General features: G+C 62.5%; 17 protein-coding genes, 2 tRNA genes and 1 pseudogene. 4 read left to right on the plus strand and 16 right to left on the minus strand.

The window, feature by feature from the left end; translation table 11 throughout:
• Window positions 1–22: 22 nt before the first annotated feature.
• Entirely contained in the window at window positions 23–559 is a 537-nt protein-coding gene (locus LB526_RS09935) for an invasion associated locus B family protein (RefSeq protein ID WP_224545080.1), read from the plus strand.
• A 255-nt stretch (window positions 560–814) separates the two neighbouring features.
• Here the strand turns inward: LB526_RS09935 and LB526_RS09940 are convergent.
• The 11 genes and pseudogenes from LB526_RS09940 to LB526_RS09990 all read right to left on the minus strand — a co-directional run.
• Window positions 815–1,913, minus strand: a pseudogene (locus LB526_RS09940) (tyrosine-type recombinase/integrase); the annotation flags it as partial.
• 212 nt (window positions 1,914–2,125) lie between these two features.
• A tRNA-Phe gene (locus LB526_RS09945) sits at window positions 2,126–2,201 on the minus strand.
• A 165-nt stretch (window positions 2,202–2,366) separates the two neighbouring features.
• Window positions 2,367–2,576, minus strand: coding sequence for a DNA gyrase inhibitor YacG (gene yacG / locus LB526_RS09950; RefSeq protein WP_140847161.1), 210 nt, complete (start codon window positions 2,574–2,576; stop codon window positions 2,367–2,369).
• Window positions 2,577–2,589: 13 nt separating this feature from the next.
• Entirely contained in the window at window positions 2,590–3,216 is a 627-nt protein-coding gene (locus tag LB526_RS09955) for a Maf-like protein (RefSeq protein WP_095765708.1), read from the minus strand.
• Between the two features lie 128 nt (window positions 3,217–3,344).
• Window positions 3,345–3,563, minus strand: coding sequence for a translation initiation factor IF-1 (gene infA / locus LB526_RS09960; RefSeq protein ID WP_006200926.1), 219 nt, complete (start codon window positions 3,561–3,563; stop codon window positions 3,345–3,347).
• 198 nt (window positions 3,564–3,761) lie between these two features.
• Entirely contained in the window at window positions 3,762–4,172 is a 411-nt protein-coding gene (locus LB526_RS09965; RefSeq protein ID WP_095765707.1) for a low molecular weight phosphatase family protein, read from the minus strand.
• Window positions 4,173–4,214: 42 nt separating this feature from the next.
• Window positions 4,215–4,700 (minus strand): UPF0262 family protein, encoded by a 486-nt coding sequence (locus LB526_RS09970; RefSeq protein ID WP_095765706.1) that lies wholly within the window; start codon window positions 4,698–4,700, stop codon window positions 4,215–4,217.
• A gap of 2 nt (window positions 4,701–4,702) precedes the next feature.
• Window positions 4,703–5,995, minus strand: a complete 1,293-nt coding sequence (gene hisD / locus LB526_RS09975) for a histidinol dehydrogenase (RefSeq protein WP_224627462.1) — start codon at window positions 5,993–5,995, stop codon at window positions 4,703–4,705.
• A 6-nt stretch (window positions 5,996–6,001) separates the two neighbouring features.
• Window positions 6,002–6,436 (minus strand): DUF2948 family protein, encoded by a 435-nt coding sequence (locus LB526_RS09980; protein WP_224523715.1) that lies wholly within the window; start codon window positions 6,434–6,436, stop codon window positions 6,002–6,004.
• Between the two features lie 92 nt (window positions 6,437–6,528).
• The gene (gene murA, locus LB526_RS09985; RefSeq protein WP_224627464.1) at window positions 6,529–7,821 is read right to left on the minus strand and encodes a UDP-N-acetylglucosamine 1-carboxyvinyltransferase; all 1,293 of its coding nucleotides are present in this window, start codon (window positions 7,819–7,821) and stop codon (window positions 6,529–6,531) included.
• Between the two features lie 140 nt (window positions 7,822–7,961).
• Window positions 7,962–8,234, minus strand: a complete 273-nt coding sequence (locus tag LB526_RS09990; RefSeq protein ID WP_141245297.1) for a hypothetical protein — start codon at window positions 8,232–8,234, stop codon at window positions 7,962–7,964.
• A 223-nt stretch (window positions 8,235–8,457) separates the two neighbouring features.
• Between LB526_RS09990 and LB526_RS09995 the strand changes: the two genes are divergently transcribed.
• Window positions 8,458–8,532 (plus strand) — tRNA-Thr (locus LB526_RS09995).
• A 133-nt stretch (window positions 8,533–8,665) separates the two neighbouring features.
• On the opposite strand, the gene LB526_RS10000 is transcribed toward LB526_RS09995, so the two are convergent.
• From LB526_RS10000 to LB526_RS10020, 5 genes are all read right to left on the minus strand, one after another.
• On the minus strand, window positions 8,666–9,142 hold the full coding sequence (locus tag LB526_RS10000) for a DoxX family protein (protein ID WP_411967366.1): 477 nt from the start codon (window positions 9,140–9,142) through the stop codon (window positions 8,666–8,668).
• Entirely contained in the window at window positions 9,139–9,939 is an 801-nt protein-coding gene (locus LB526_RS10005) for a DNA-binding domain-containing protein (protein ID WP_224627465.1), read from the minus strand. The genes LB526_RS10000 and LB526_RS10005 overlap by 4 nt, the downstream gene beginning before the upstream one ends.
• A complete protein-coding gene (locus LB526_RS10010; RefSeq protein WP_224627466.1) occupies window positions 9,926–10,960 on the minus strand; it encodes a DUF692 domain-containing protein in 1,035 nt (344 codons plus the stop codon). The genes LB526_RS10005 and LB526_RS10010 overlap by 14 nt, the downstream gene beginning before the upstream one ends.
• Window positions 10,961–11,003: 43 nt before the next feature.
• Window positions 11,004–11,273 carry a DUF2282 domain-containing protein gene (locus LB526_RS10015; RefSeq protein WP_224627467.1) on the minus strand — a complete coding sequence of 90 codons (270 nt, stop codon included), beginning with the start codon at window positions 11,271–11,273 and terminating at the stop codon, window positions 11,004–11,006.
• A 232-nt stretch (window positions 11,274–11,505) separates the two neighbouring features.
• Window positions 11,506–12,591 carry a patatin-like phospholipase family protein gene (locus LB526_RS10020; protein ID WP_224627468.1) on the minus strand — a complete coding sequence of 362 codons (1,086 nt, stop codon included), beginning with the start codon at window positions 12,589–12,591 and terminating at the stop codon, window positions 11,506–11,508.
• A gap of 432 nt (window positions 12,592–13,023) precedes the next feature.
• Between LB526_RS10020 and LB526_RS10025 the strand changes: the two genes are divergently transcribed.
• Both LB526_RS10025 and LB526_RS10030 read left to right on the plus strand, forming a co-directional pair.
• A complete protein-coding gene (locus LB526_RS10025) occupies window positions 13,024–13,299 on the plus strand; it encodes a hypothetical protein (RefSeq protein ID WP_224523767.1) in 276 nt (91 codons plus the stop codon).
• 205 nt (window positions 13,300–13,504) lie between these two features.
• Window positions 13,505–14,416 (plus strand): LysR family transcriptional regulator, encoded by a 912-nt coding sequence (locus LB526_RS10030; protein ID WP_140847189.1) that lies wholly within the window; start codon window positions 13,505–13,507, stop codon window positions 14,414–14,416.
• Window positions 14,417–14,486 lie beyond the last annotated feature (70 nt).

Genomic DNA, 14,486 nt, shown 5'->3' on the forward strand with positions numbered 1-14,486 from the left:
ATGGAAACGAGATGGAAACGAGATGAAACGAATTGGATATGCCACGCTGATCGCCGCAAGCCTGCTCTCCCTTGCGGCCGCATTCGCGCAAGACACGGCAGCTCTCCCTGGCGGTGCGACTTCGCTCAGGGAAGGGCATGGCGACTGGACCGTCTCCTGCAATCTCGCCAGCGAGAACGGCGCCGCCGTCAAGGTCTGCACGCTGTCGCAGGAGCAGACCGACAGCCAGTCGCGCCAGCGCGTGCTGGCGATGGAACTGCGCCCGACCGGAGAGACAGTTCAGGGAACGCTGGTCCTGCCGTTCGGCCTGGCGCTGGATCAGGGGGTGACGCTGCAGATCGATGACGGTCTGGTGCTACCGCCGCTGCGCTTCCGCACCTGCCTTCCCGGCGGCTGCATCGTCGATCTGAACTTCGACGCCCAAACACTCACAAATTTGCGCGAGGGCAAAAGCCTGAAAGTCAAGGTGGTTGCCGACGGCGGCAAGGAGACCAACCTGGCGCTTTCGCTGAACGGCTTTCCCAGCGCCGTCGACAGGACGGTGGCGCTGTTGAAGTGACCCGGTTGCGCGACCGACGTTCCTTGCAACTGGGCAGAATGTCCGTTCTGAGACGCAATGCAAAGCTTGGCTTTGGCCGGTCGCTCCGGAAGCGGTTAGACTGCTTGTTGGCCTAAACCGTCATTAGTCGCGCCAACGATGGTAGCCAACGATCTTTAAATCAGCTGCGAGATCGTGCGGGACCATACGGGAAGATTTCTGATTTTGGCCCACGAAAAATCCAATTGAATCAATATTCTGGATACGTCCTCCGGGGGCGTAGGCTCGACGAACGTCGTTGTTCTCAATGTGGGCCAGTTGGCGCTCTATCGCATCCGGATGCCATTTTCCGCATTCGTTAGCAGAGTTGATGCTGTTGCTCGAAAACCATGCGCGGCGCTTCCTCCTTGCCGTAGCCCATGCGGCGAAGGGCGGCGTTAAGCGTGTTGTCGGAAATCGGACGCGAAACCGATCGAACGCCAGGAAAGAGCAGCGATCCACCACCAGAGATTTCTTTAAGCGAAGTCAAGACGCTTATGGCCTGCCTTGAAAGGGGTACGCGGTGCGGCCGGCGCATTTTCATGCGTGCTTCAGGAATGATCCACATCGAGCTTTCGAAATCGAACTCTTCCCATTCTGCCGCGCGAAGTTCGCCGGGGCGGGGAAACATCAATGCCATGAGCTTCAGGGCAGCTCGGGTTGTAGGCTGTCCGTCAAACGCATCGACCGCCCTCACCAAGCCGCCGAAGGCCTTAGGATCGATGATCGCGGCACGCGGCGTGACCGTTGGAGTGATGAGTGCGCCCCTTAACGCGATCGTCGGATCAGCCTCGGCGCGTGCGGTCGCAATTGCATATCGAAACACGGTGCCGATGGTGGAGCGCAGTCGCCTCGCCGACTCATATCGACCACGAACTTCCACGCGGCGAAGGGCAGTAAGGACGGTGGCCGGATCGATCTCCCGAATGCACTTGTCACCAATTGTCGGATAGGCAAAGTCGAGCAGCCATTTGACCTTGCTAATCGTCCGGTCGGCACGTCCCTCCTTTTTCAGCTTGTCAACATATTCGTCCGCGATTGAACGGAAGGTGTCTTTTTGCGAAGTGGCCTTATGGAATCTTCGCTCCTGAGCTGGGTCGGCACCAGCCTTAAGGAGACGTTTGGCTTCATCGCGTGCTTCGCGGGCATCGGCGAGAGAGATGACCGGGTAGGTGCCGAGAGACAGCAGCTTCTGCTTTCCGTCAAATCGATAGGCTAGGCGCCATAGCCTGGTTCCCGACGGCTGAATCCATAGCTGCAGCCCGCCGCCATCGGACAGTTTCTGGAGCTTGGACGCGGGCCGGGCGTTGCGGCATTTCACGTCGGAGAGAGCCATTGTGGGACCTCCTGTTTTGGCGCTTCGATACCAACAGGGTCTCAGATACCAACAAAAATACCAACACCTCGCCCCGTTGGACGAAATCTGCCGAACTGCGATGAAATTCGTTCAAGCACACTCATCGTGCCGAAAAGAGGAGCAAATTCAGTGCCTTGCGGAGACTTGAGCGTTGAAGCTTTGGCGAGAGGGAATGTCGGGAGAAGAGGGAATGGTGCCCAGAGGCGGATTCGAACCACCGACACGCGGATTTTCAGTCCGCTGCTCTACCAACTGAGCTATCTGGGCCTGTGCCGGCTAACGGGATGCGCCCGCCGGGTTTCACGAAGGCGCCAGGCGGCGCCCCTTGAAAGCGCGTGGGTTATAGCACGGGAATCTTGCCTGTCCAGCGCCTAGGTGTTGATTTCGTCAGGAAAGAAAAATCGCTGGAAAACAACCGGTCGCCGGCTGCGCTTACGGCTCGTCCTTGGGCGTCGGGCTGTCGTCTTCTTCCTCTTCGCCGTCGCGGCCGGGAATGACATAGGCGCCCTTCAGCCAGCGGTTGAGGTCGATGTCCTTGCAGCGCGCCGAGCAGAACGGATAATGCTCGCGCACCGACGGTTTACCGCATTCGGGGCAGGGCCGTTTCGGCCTCAGCGGCGTTACCTTGTCGCCCGAGCTCATGTGTGGACTATGCTCATGAGCGCGCGGCGTGCCAGTGCTGGTGCGCCTTGAAGCCTTCGCCGGAAAGCAGCGCCACGCTCTCGTAGAGCGGCAGGCCGACCACGTTGGTGTAGGAGCCGACCAGCTTGACGACGAAGGAGCCGGCCAGGCCCTGCACGGCGTAGCCGCCGGCCTTGCCCCGCCACTCGCCCGACGCGACATAGGCGTCGATCTCCTCGCGCGGCAGCCGCTTGAAGCGCACCCTTGTCTCAACCAGCCGCTGGCGCAGCTTGCCGCCGGGCGTGATCAGGCAGATGCCGGAATAGACCCGGTGCGAGCGGCCGGAAAGCAGGCCGAGGCAATTGACGGCGTCGTCGATCGTCTCGGCCTTGGGCAGGATGCGCCGTCCGACCGCCACCACCGTGTCGGCGGCGAGGATGAAGGCTGGCGCATAGTCCTCCTCGCTCTTCAGCGAGGCCAGCGCCTTCTCGGCCTTGTCCTTGCAAAGGCGCTTGGCTAGCGAGCGCGGATGCTCGGCGCGCAGCGGCGTCTCGTCAACATCGGCGGGCAGCACCCGGTCGGGCTCGATGCCGGCCTGCTGCAAGAGTTCGATGCGGCGCGGCGAACCAGAGGCAAGCACCAGCTTCTGCAGAATGCTCATGGGGGCATGATGCCGAAAAGTGTGAAGCGGTTTTCGGACGACATCATGCTCCACTCCCTGATTTGGAGCCGGATGATTTCGGGTCGAACAGACCTGAAATCATCCGGCTCTGGGTCCGCGCTAGATGATTACTTGAAGCGATAGGTGATGCGGCCCTTGGTCAGGTCGTAGGGCGTCATCTCGACCAGGACCTTGTCGCCGGTCAGCACGCGAATGCGGTTCTTGCGCATGCGGCCGGCCGTGTGGGCGATGATTTCGTGTTCGTTTTCGAGCTTCACCCGGAACATCGCATTGGGCAGCAGTTCGGTGACCACACCTGGAAACTCGAGGACTTCTTCCTTCGGCATTCGATACCTTTGCTTGGATGGCGGTTCCGGCGCCTAGAGCATGATGCCGAAAAGTGTCAAGCGGTTTTCGGGCAACATCGTGCTCTAGTTCTTTGATCCGGAGTCGGGTGATTTCCGGCCGAACCGACCGGAAATCATCCGACTCCGGCCGGAATTTGCGGCGGAACCTATATGATAATCGCCCGCTTGTGAACATGCTTAATCGGCCGCGTTTTTTGCCTCGGGAAGCAGAAAACGTCGGCTTATGCGCGCTTTCAGCCGCTCGCGCACATCGCGATAGGCGGCCATGATGTGCTCTCGCGTGCCGCCTGTGTCGGTGGGGTCGGGCATCGGCCAGTATTCGACCTCGACGGCCAGCGAGCGCGTCAGCTCGAGCGCCGCATGATGCGCCTCCGGCGCCAGCGTCACGATCAGGTCGAAATAATCGTCCTCCATATCCGCCAGCGTCCTGGGTTGGCGCTCGCCAAGCGACAGGCCTTCTTCGGCGAGCACCGCATCGACGAACGGGTCGCGCTCGCCGGCGCGCACACCGGCCGAAGCGACGAAGGTGGTGGCGGGAAGCATGCGGCGCGCCATTTGTTCCGCGATCGGCGAGCGCACGGCATTCATGCCGCATAGGAACAGGATCGAATGGGGCAGGGCGACCAGGATCTAGCCTCGCCAGTGCAGCACGCAGACCAGCGTGAACAGCCGGCGCGCCGTGTCGAAGTCGATCTCGATCTTGCCGGCAAGCCGGTCCATCAGCGTCTGCGAGCCTTCATTGTGCAGGCCGCGCCGGCCCATGTCGATCGCCTCGATATGGCTCGGCGTCGAGGACCGGATGGCTTCGTAGTAGCTTTCGCAGATCAGGTAGTAGTCCTTGACGATGCGCCTCAGCGGCGTCAGCGACAGAATGTGGGTGACCACCTCGGCGCCGTTCTCGCGGCTGACGCCGAAAACCAGGCGGGACTCGGCCAGTGAAAGCTTAAGCTTGTAAGGACCCGCGCCGTCATCATTGACCGGCCGAAAACGGTTCTCCTCGATGAGGTCGAAGATCGCCACGGCCCGCTCGTGCTCGACGTCGGGCGTCGAACGTCCGATCGATTCGTCGAGCTCGACGTCGATCAGCCTGTCGCGGGTCTGGTCGCGGCCGGACATCGTTACATGTTCAACCTGATCGCGACGGAGCGGGCATGGGCATCGAGCCCTTCGGCCTTGGCGAGCGCGATCGCGGCGGGCGCCAGCGCGTTGAGCTGCTCCGGGCCGAGCTTCAGGATCGAGCTGCGCTTGACGAAATCGAGCACGGACAGACCCGACGAGAAACGCGCCGACCGCGCCGTCGGCAAGACGTGGTTGGAGCCGCCGACATAATCGCCGATGACTTCCGGCGTATGGCGGCCGATAAACACGGCGCCCGCGTTGCGCATCCTGGAAAGGAATGCCTCGGCGTCGTCGAAGGCGAGCTCGACATGCTCGGCCGCGATCCTGTCGACCAGCGGCAGAGAGGCCTCGAGCGTCGGCACCAGGATCACCGCGCCGAAATCGCGCCAGCTGGCCCCGGCCGTCTCGCCGCGCGGCAGCAGCTTGAGCTGGCGCTCGACCGCCTGCTCGACCGCCTTGCCGAATTCCGGCTCGTCGGTGATCAGGATCGACTGCGCCGAAACGTCATGCTCGGCTTGCGCCAAAAGGTCGGCCGCGATCCAGTCCGGATCGTTGTCGGCATCGGCCACCACCAGCACTTCCGACGGCCCGGCGATCATGTCGATGCCGACCGTGCCGAACACCTGGCGCTTGGCCGCCGCGACATAGGCGTTGCCCGGACCGACGATCTTGGCGACCGGCCTGATCGTCTCGGTGCCATAGGCAAGCGCTGCAACGGCCTGCGCGCCGCCGACGCGGTAGATCTCCGAAACGCCGGCAAGGTCCGCTGCCACCAGCACCAGCGGATTGATGACGCCGCCCGAGGCCGGCACGACGATGACGATGCGCTCGACGCCGGCGACCCTGGCCGGCACCGCGTTCATCAGCACCGAGCTTGGATAGCTCGCCGTGCCGCCCGGCACGTAAAGGCCGACGGCTTCGATCGCCGTCCAGCGCGAGCCGAGCTCGACGCCCGCGGCATCCGTATAGCGATCGTCCCTCGGCTTCTGTCGCTCGTGATGCGAGCGGATGCGGTCGCGCGCGAATTTGAGCGCCTCGACGGTCGCCGGATCGGCCGCTTCATAGGCCTTGGCGATGTCGTCCTTCGACACCGCGATGCCGAGCGTGTTGAGATCGGCTTTGTCGAACTTCAGCGTGTAATCGACGAGCGCCTTGTCGCCTTCGGCGCGCACACGGGCGATGATGTCGCGCACCACGGCCTCGACATCGGCCGACACCTCGCGCTTGGTGGTGAGGAAGGCCGAAAAACGCTGTTCGAAATCGGCGTCCTGCTGTCGGAGCGTTATCGCCATCGCGCTTCAGCCTCTGTGCAGGGGGCGCGAGGTGGCTTCCCAGGAGCCGCCGATATCGGCAAGCCTGGCCTCGATGCATTCGACGTCAAGCATAATGGTGCCGCCGCCCGAAAAGATCAGCTCGATGATGCCGGCCGGCTTGCTGATGGCGATGAAGCTGACCGCCAGCAGCGACAGCACCTCGGCCGGCTTGTCGCGCGCAATGCCGTTGGTCTTGGCGCCGAGCACGCGATCGAAATGCAAGACACTCTGGCGCCGTTCATTGTGCTGGCGGAACAAGCCGGATTTCGCTTCCCAGACGAAGCGGTTCATGGTCAGCACGAAGCGCTTGGCCGCCGGCAGATATTCGAGGTCGGAGACCTTCATCACGGCGTCCTGGACATGCGCCGAGACGATGCTCAGATCCTGGTCGTCGAGCGCGATGAGCTTGAGAGCTGCCATGCGGAATGCGCACCCTGAACGTTGACAATTCAACGTTCTGTTATGCGGTCTTTCCGCTCGGCGCAACCGCTGGGAAAGAATGCTGCGAAGCGTCAGCCCGAAATGCGCTCGATCACCGCGCCGCAACCGGAGAGCTTCTCTTCCAGCCTCTCGAAGCCGCGATCAAGGTGATAAACGCGGTTGACCGTGGTCTCGCCTTCGGCCGCAAGGCCGGCGATGACCAGCGACACCGAGGCGCGCAGGTCGGTCGCCATGACGGGAGCGCCCTTGAGTCTGGCGACGCCGTCGACGATCGCCGTCTGGCCGGAAAGGGTGATGTGGGCGCCGAGGCGCGCGAGCTCCTGCACATGCATGAAGCGGTTTTCGAAGATCGTCTCGGTGATGCGCGATTTGCCCTTGGCCATGGTCATTAGGCCCATGAACTGCGCCTGCAGGTCGGTCGGGAAGGCGGGGAAGGGGGCGGTGGTCACGTCGACCGGCGCAATGCCGGTGCCGTTGCGCTTGACGCGGATGCCCTCATTGGTCGGCGTGATCTCGGCCCCGGTCTCGACAAGCACGTCAAGCGCGGTCTGCAACAGGTCTGGACGGGCGCCAGCGAGCATCACGTCGCCGCCGGTCATGGCGACGGCCATGGCATAGGTGCCGGTCTCGATGCGGTCGGGGATGACGCGCACGCGCGCCCCCGACAGCGCCTCGACGCCGTGGATGGTGACGGTCGAGGTGCCGGCGCCGTGGATCTTGGCGCCCATGGCGATCAGGCATTCGGCGAGATTGACGATTTCCGGCTCGCAGGCGGCGTTCTCCAGCACCGTCTCGCCCTTGGCGAGCGAGGCCGCCATCATCAGCACATGGGTGGCGCCGACCGAGACCTTCGGGAACACGTAGCGATTGCCGATGAGGCGGCCATTCCGGGTCTTGGCGATGACATAGCCATTGTCGACGTCGAGTTCCGCGCCGAGAACCTGCAGGCCCTCGAGGAACAGGTCGACCGGGCGCGTGCCGATGGCGCAGCCGCCGGGCAGCGACACCTTGGCCTCGCCCATGCGGGCAAGCAACGGCCCGATTACCCAGAAGGAAGCGCGCATCTTCGAAACCAGCTCGTAGGGAGCGGTGGTGTCGACGATGTTGCGGGCGGAAAAATTGATGGTGCGCGAATAACCTTCCTGCTGCTTTTCGCGCCGGCCGTTGACGGAATAATCGACGCCGTGATTGCCGAGGATGCGGATCAGTTGTTCGACATCGGCCAGATGCGGCACGTTTTCCAGCGTCAGCGTGTCGTCGGTGAGCAGTGAGGCGATCATCAGCGGCAATGCCGCGTTCTTGGCGCCCGAGATCGGAATGGTGCCGGCAAGCTCGTTGCCGCCGACAATTCTGATGCGATCCATGAGAAAACGTCCCCTCGGCCCGAACAGGCCGCTTCAATCGGTTTGAGTGTGCCCGGCTTAGACTATTGGCCGGCTTGGTTCAAGAAATAGGATTTTCCTAAAACCGGACCGACTGTGGCCGGCCAGTATGGCTGATTTGGTCAGTCCTTGTGCATTTTTCCTGCAGCCGGCAACTCTTCCGGCCGATCGTCGGGATCGCCAGCGCGCTGTTCGTCAGCGTCGCCGGCGCGTTGCTTGTGAACGTCGCCAGTGCGCTGCTTGTCACGGTCGCGGGCGCGCTGCTTGTTAGCGTCGCCAACCCGTCGCGAACGTGCCTGCATCTTGCGCTTCTGCAAATTGGCGCGCAGCGCCTCGGCCAGCCGGTCCTTGCGCTCGCCGCCGCCTTTTTTCGGTGGATTTGCCTTGTCGTCCATCGTCCATTCCTGACCGGCGGTCAGCCGGCCGCGATTCCGCAATGGCTAGCATTTTCGCGCGGCCATGTCATGAAAGCGGGCCGAAAGTCGGGTTCATCCTGTGGATCAGCCGCCCATGCCGCCCCAAACCGCATAATTGCCGGCGGGAATCACATGCGACGCTTTGGGTTTTTCTTGGCCTTGCGCTTACCGGTTCGATATGGCAGAAGCGCCGCCATCGCAGGCTGCGGTAGCTCAGTGGTAGAGCACTCCCTTGGTAAGGGAGAGGTCGAGAGTTCAATCCTCTCTCGCAGCACCAGCCTATCCCGTTGAATTTGCTGAAGCTCTTGAGAGCCAAAAGTCTGCGTCCGTCTTTCGCTCCGATTTCAAGACATGGCTATCGTCAAAGTCCACGAGCACGGGGTAAGCGATAGTCCCGCCCGTCGGGACGCTCATCTGCCGGACGCCGAAACGGTTCGTTCAGCCACATAGTCGAGCGAGAAAATGCCGGCGCCGCGCGTCAGCACGAGGAGCAGCAACGAGGCCCACAACAGGTGCTCGGCCCAGTTCTCCGGATAGACGAAGATCTGGATAACGGAGACGACGCCGAGCAGCATCAGGGCCGTCAGGCGCGAGAACAGTCCAAAAAAGATCAACACCGAGCCTGTGATTTCGGCCGTTGTCGCCAATGGCGCCGCTATCGAGGGATCGATGAACGGCAGGTTGTATTCGTTTGCGAACAACTGCAGCGTCACTGGCCACGAGGCGAGCTTGCTCTGGGCCGATTGCCAGAAGACATGCGCCACCGCCACGCGCGCAGCGAGTTGGACCAGCGAAAATGGAATATGTTCGGGCAGCTTGATGGCGCGCCTGTAGAGGCCGACAAGGCCGGCCGGCATGGATGAGGAATGTTCTGATGCTGCGCTCATGACTGTCTCCATGTGTTTGAGAGGAAATTCGCGGCGACGCGCACATTGGTGACGAGACCGTCGCCGAACAGACGCATAAGGGCGGAAACCAGATCGAAGGCAGGGTCGAGGGCCAACGCACGGCCGGTGGCATGCTCAAGGCCGAGACCATGCTTCAGCGAATGCCAGAAGGCGAGGCTCGCACGGTCGAGCAGAGCAAGTCGCACGTTATCCCCCGACCGCCACAACGCCACGCGTTCGGGGCGCCTTGTCCAGGCGCTGTTCTGGTCGACGGGTCCTTCCTGCTGATGCGCAGTCCATATCGAAAGGATCGACCAGTGCGAAATGATCAGCCGCAACGAAGGCTGCAACACGATATCTGGCGACGGGCCGAACTCGGTGTTGTCGTATTCGGCGAGGCTGCGGGGCTGCGACGAAGGTGCATCGAGCGCCTCGGCGATGGCCCATTCGAGCCGCGCCGTTTCGGCAACGATCGGCATGTCGGACAGCGTGTCGGTTGATTTGAGGAAGCGCGGGAAGCCGGCGCCATAGCGCGCCAGCCGCGATTCCGTTGGCGGATGGCGTCGAATGAACTCGCTCGCCGCGTAGCGGAAGAAACGTTCGTCGACCAGGCGAACCGTGACTGGAAAAACCGCCATCAGCACAGCTGTCAGCGAGCTGCGGGTGTTGTTCTGGTAGATGCGCAGGCGGGCTAGCGGATCGGCCTTTCCCGCGGTCAGCAATCTCGCCGCGATCGTTGGACCCTTGGCCAGCACCGAGCGCGCCATCGTGGTCTGCAGGTGCTCAAGCGGCAGCATGGTATTCCTCCTCGAGCGGAGGCAGCGCCAGGGAGACGGATGGTCTCGCGGTTCTGGCAGCCGCGAACGCCGCAAGGACGGGCATGCTGGTTGTCGTTTCGGCTTCGATCGGCAGGCGGATCGGCGTCGCTCGGACTTCTGCCGTTTGCTCGCGCCGCACCGCCTGCTTGCGGCTGAACATGATCGATGCGGTCAGCATGTCGGCCCACATCGCTTCGCCCAGCAGCACGTCGAGAACGGGAACGTCGGTGTCCCACTCGATCAATGTCGGGCGCGGCCCAAGCCGATCCACGGCATGCTGGTAGAGCGCCCAGACGACCGGCGGCACGCGCGAGCCATGATCGTCGATCAGCACGGTGTCGGTTCCGACCTTGTTGGTCGCATGGCCGGCGAGATGGATCTCGCCGATAGCCTCTTCAGGCAGCGCGTCGATGAATGCCTTGGCGTCATATTGCAGGTTGTGCGCGGAGACCTGGACATTGTTGACGTCGAGCAGCAGGCCGCAGCCGGTTCGCGCTACGAGCGCCGCCAGGAACTCGGCCTCGTTCATCGAGGAGTCCGCGAATGCCAGGTAGGCCGACAGGTTCTCGATCAGCACGCGTCGCTTCAGCGTGTCCTGAACTGTCTCGACGTTGCGGGCAACGATCGCCAGCGCCTCTTCGTCATAGCGCAACGGCAGAAGATCGTTGAGATAGGCCCCGTCGGCGACGCTCCAGGCAAGGTGCTCGGAAACCAGATCGGGCTGAAAGCGCTCGCAGACCTTGCGCAGCCTTTCGAGATGGTCGCGATCCAGGCCTTGCGCGCTGCCCAGCGATAGACCGACGCCATGCACGGACAGCGGGTAGGTCTGGCGCAGTCTTTCCAGCGCCTGGACGCCCGCGCCGTCGCCCATGTAGTTCTCGGCGTGGACCTCGAGCCAGCCTGCGGACGGGCGCCGCGTCAGCATCTCCGCGATGTGGGGCGAGCGAAGACCGATGCCCGCCGATGCGGGGATAGCGAGTGGCGAAAACATATTGGACATCGGTCTCCTCCTTCTGGTCTGATTGCTCGAGGTGGAAAGTCGGCTAGTCCTTGGGCTTGTCGCTGCCCCCGGAAATCTTCGCGCAGCTGCCGGCCGGCACGTAGAGCCAGGAGTCGGGCTGGTTGTCGGCGGTGGAAGTGCCGGCGCATGAATGCGTCGCGGTCTGGCAGTCGTTCTGGCCTGCCTTGACGACGCCGTAGCACTTCTCGAAGGCGAAGCCGGGCTTGGCGGCGGGGCCGCTATATGCCGCCGTGGCGGCGAGCGAGGTGGCGGCCGCGAGGGCCGAGCCGATAAGGGTCTTGGTGTTGATCACAGGCTTGTCTCCTGGTTGGCGTTTCGACGGAAAGACCGGCCCTGAGGCCCGTCTGCAGATCAGTTTCCACGATCGCCATGCCGAGCTGAAATGCTGTCTCGGCATGGAATTGATAAGCGGGCCACGATGTGCCGAGGGCGGCGCGAAAAGGCCCTCCGGCCGGGAACCGGAGGGCCTGGCGCCTGCATACGGGAGTATGCGAAGCAGGCGCGGCTAGGCGGGAGGAAAGCGCCTAGATGTATTGGGTTCTGCAGTCGCTGGCCGGGCGCTCGTCGGTGCTGGAAAGATCAGCCGCAAGCCAGTCTTCGGCACATTGCCGTCCCCTGTCGCGAATGTCGGTCAGCTCGCCCCAATCGATCCAGGGCCTCACAAGCAGCGGAGCTCCAGCTCGATAGTGGCTGTCGAAGATGCTGTGAACCGGGGCGCATCCGGTCGCGCATTGGGCGGCGCCGGGGCTGCGATCCGGACAGCGCGCCATGAATATCGACGGCTTGCCGCTGACCACCACACGATGGCAGGCTCCGATTGATGCCGCAGGCGGCAATTGCGAGATGTCGCCGTCGCCCCAATAGAGATCGCCATCGATCTCAATGGCCGGCGAAAGGAACGGAACAGCCGCTGCCGCCACGATCGCGTTTATCGACAACTGTTCGTCCGAGAATATCTTCACCGCATCTGTGCGGGCGTTGACGGCCACGACGCGCAGCTTCACCGGGCAGTCTTCGTCGCGGATAGGCTGAAGCTCGATCGACTGTTCCAGCATCGATCTAAGCAGGCTCGTTCTGTCGATGGCGAACATCGAGGCATGGCTGACGCGCCGCCAGAAATTGGCGAGCGCCGTCCGCGCGCCGCGCCTTCCGCCGATGGTCAGCCCATAAGCAAAGACCGCCGCCTGCATCGCTGCAAAGCCCGACGCGGTAACGCCGCTCACGCTGCAGTTCGGCTCGTCCAGCAGCCGATCGAGCACACCCCAGACGAAAGCGGCATGCGCGTCGTTTGCCAGCACGATGTCGATCGTCCGGCCCTCGACATTAGGATCCGTCACTGACGTGATAAGATCCGTCGCTGACGTGATCGATTGGACTGTGCTCGCTGCGCACTGGGCAAGCATGGCCAGGTCTCCATCCCAAGGTCGCCAGCAAGGGCGATTGGAGAGAGACTGCCGCATCTTCTTGTTCAGCCGAAATGCCAAGGTGGCATGAAGTCCATAGGCAGATTGCATTGGCTGCTGGCCCCGCGCGCGACAATCTTCATCCCGATCAGGCTGGCGCCGTTGCCGGAGCCGCGCCTGGAAGGGAGATGAATGATGAGAAGACAACTTGCCTGTGTGGCTGTGCTTGCAGTTTGTCTTGGCGTGAGCCCGGCGTCCGCCGACCCGTTCAGCGACCTCGCTGCATTCCCGACCTTCTATGCAGACTCCACAATGAAGACGATGAAACCGATGGCCGGGTTCAAGAAGGCCTGGTTCGCTCTGTCAAAGCATGACCGAGTCAAGATGACGAAGGCGTGCAACGCAAACCCCACGCACAATACTGCGCCAACGTGCTTGTTTTGGGCGGAGCCAATTAGCGGCGCACGCCCGGAATGCAGAACCGGCATAAACCCCATTCGCAGATGGCATTGGCGAATTGAGCGCCGGATGAAGCAAGGTCCACCTCGGCAAGCGGGAACAATAGAGTTCCAAAATGCTGCCGGTCATCAACGCAGTCGTCAAAGGGGCGATTGCACAACTCCGGAGAAGGATCCCACCATGAATATCAAAGCCATCTGCATCGGCGCATTTGCACTTTCCATGCTCGGCGGCGCTGCGTTCGCCGGCGCGCTCGACGAGCCGTCCAACATGCAGCCCTTCTTCACCGACGCCAGCATGAAGACGATGAAGCCCAAGGCTGAATTCAAGGCCGCCTGGGACGCGATGTCGAAGGACAAGCAGGGCGCGATGATGAAGGAGTGCCAGGATGCGGCGATGAGCAAGCCGCACGCCGAATTCTGCGCCAACCTCCAGGCGCTCGGCGGCGCCAACTGAGCGCTCGACAACCGTTTCGGGCAACATCGGACGGCGGCACGATGGCGAGCAGCTTGCTCGCCATCATCCTTTTGAGAAAGCGAGGGCATTCGCCGGAAGCTCATCATGACCGATTGCTATCGACTTTATACCCCCCGTGCATTGGCGTGATGGAATGCATTGCGGCAGGGTTCGAGCCTGCAGATGCAGTTGAGGGACGACCCGCATGGACATACATCACATTCGCTATTTCCTGGCCGTCTGCGAGACCCGGAATTTCACGCGCGCAGGCGAGAAGTGCAACGTTACCCAGCCGGCGCTCTCGCGCGCCATCCAGCAGCTCGAGGATGAGGTCGGCGGACTGTTGTTTCGCCGCGAGCGGAATCTGACGCACCTCACCGATTTGGGCGCTTTGCTCCGCCCCAGATTTCAGCAGATCCTCGATGAGGTGACCGGCGTTCGCCAGGAGGCGTCGAGATTCCTTTGCCTGGAGAATGCAAATCTCAAGGTTGGGGTGATGTGCACGATCGGTCCGCGGCGATTCACCGGGCTGCTGACGGACTTCAACCGACGCCAACAGGGCATCCAGCTGCAGCTTGTCGAGGGGGTGCCGGCGTCCCTGTCGCAGCTGCTGGAAGCGGGTGAGATCGATGTCGCCATCATGGCGTCGAGCAACAGTTTTCCGGAAAGGTTCGATGTCACGCCCCTCTATCGCGAGCGGTTCGTGCTCGCGTTTCCCAACGGGCACCGGCTGGCCCGAAACGACAATGTCGCCATCTCGGAGCTCGACGGCGAGAACTATCTCAGGCGCCTGAACTGCGAGTATCGCGACTATCTTGCGGGCCTTTGCAATGAACGTGGCGTCAAGCTCAGGATCTCCTACGCCAGCGAGCGCGAAGACTGGATTCAAAACATGGTCTCCGGCGGGCTGGGCATCTGCTTCATCCCGGAGTTCAGCGCCGTCATCCCGGGATTGCAGGTCAGGCCCGTCATAGATCCGGAGGTTTGGCGAGAGGTATCGCTTGTCGTCGTGGCCGGGCGCCGGTTCTCGCCGGCCACATCAACCTTCGTCAACAGCGTCAAGGCGCATAGCTGGCCGGAAAGCGGCATCGATCTGGTTAGGAAAACGGCTGCATAGCAAGTCGAAGAAAAGAACCGACGCCATGGTCTGTCGTGGCGCGGATTGCTGCGCCGGTATGATGAACCAC

Source organism: Mesorhizobium sp. CA6 (assembly GCF_020165035.1).
In the GTDB taxonomy this organism is placed as follows: domain Bacteria; phylum Pseudomonadota; class Alphaproteobacteria; order Rhizobiales; family Rhizobiaceae; genus Mesorhizobium.

Coding starts and splice junctions, on each gene's coding strand:
- hisD (WP_224627462.1), bottom strand. CDS start 5,995: ATGGCGATAACGCTCCGACAGCAGGACGCCGATTTCGAACAGCGTTTT.
- murA (WP_224627464.1), bottom strand. CDS start 7,821: ATGGATCGCATCAGAATTGTCGGCGGCAACGAGCTTGCCGGCACCATT.
- LB526_RS10030 (WP_140847189.1), top strand. CDS start 13,505: ATGGACATACATCACATTCGCTATTTCCTGGCCGTCTGCGAGACCCGG.
- LB526_RS09980 (WP_224523715.1), bottom strand. CDS start 6,436: ATGGCAGCTCTCAAGCTCATCGCGCTCGACGACCAGGATCTGAGCATC.
- LB526_RS10025 (WP_224523767.1), top strand. CDS start 13,024: ATGAATATCAAAGCCATCTGCATCGGCGCATTTGCACTTTCCATGCTC.
- LB526_RS09965 (WP_095765707.1), bottom strand. CDS start 4,172: ATGAATGCCGTGCGCTCGCCGATCGCGGAACAAATGGCGCGCCGCATG.
- LB526_RS09970 (WP_095765706.1), bottom strand. CDS start 4,700: ATGTCCGGCCGCGACCAGACCCGCGACAGGCTGATCGACGTCGAGCTC.
- yacG (WP_140847161.1), bottom strand. CDS start 2,576: ATGAGCTCGGGCGACAAGGTAACGCCGCTGAGGCCGAAACGGCCCTGC.
- LB526_RS09990 (WP_141245297.1), bottom strand. CDS start 8,234: ATGGACGACAAGGCAAATCCACCGAAAAAAGGCGGCGGCGAGCGCAAG.
- infA (WP_006200926.1), bottom strand. CDS start 3,563: ATGCCGAAGGAAGAAGTCCTCGAGTTTCCAGGTGTGGTCACCGAACTG.
- LB526_RS09935 (WP_224545080.1), top strand. CDS start 23: ATGAAACGAATTGGATATGCCACGCTGATCGCCGCAAGCCTGCTCTCC.
- LB526_RS10000 (WP_411967366.1), bottom strand. CDS start 9,142: ATGAGCGCAGCATCAGAACATTCCTCATCCATGCCGGCCGGCCTTGTC.
- LB526_RS10010 (WP_224627466.1), bottom strand. CDS start 10,960: ATGTCCAATATGTTTTCGCCACTCGCTATCCCCGCATCGGCGGGCATC.
- LB526_RS10005 (WP_224627465.1), bottom strand. CDS start 9,939: ATGCTGCCGCTTGAGCACCTGCAGACCACGATGGCGCGCTCGGTGCTG.
- LB526_RS09955 (WP_095765708.1), bottom strand. CDS start 3,216: ATGAGCATTCTGCAGAAGCTGGTGCTTGCCTCTGGTTCGCCGCGCCGC.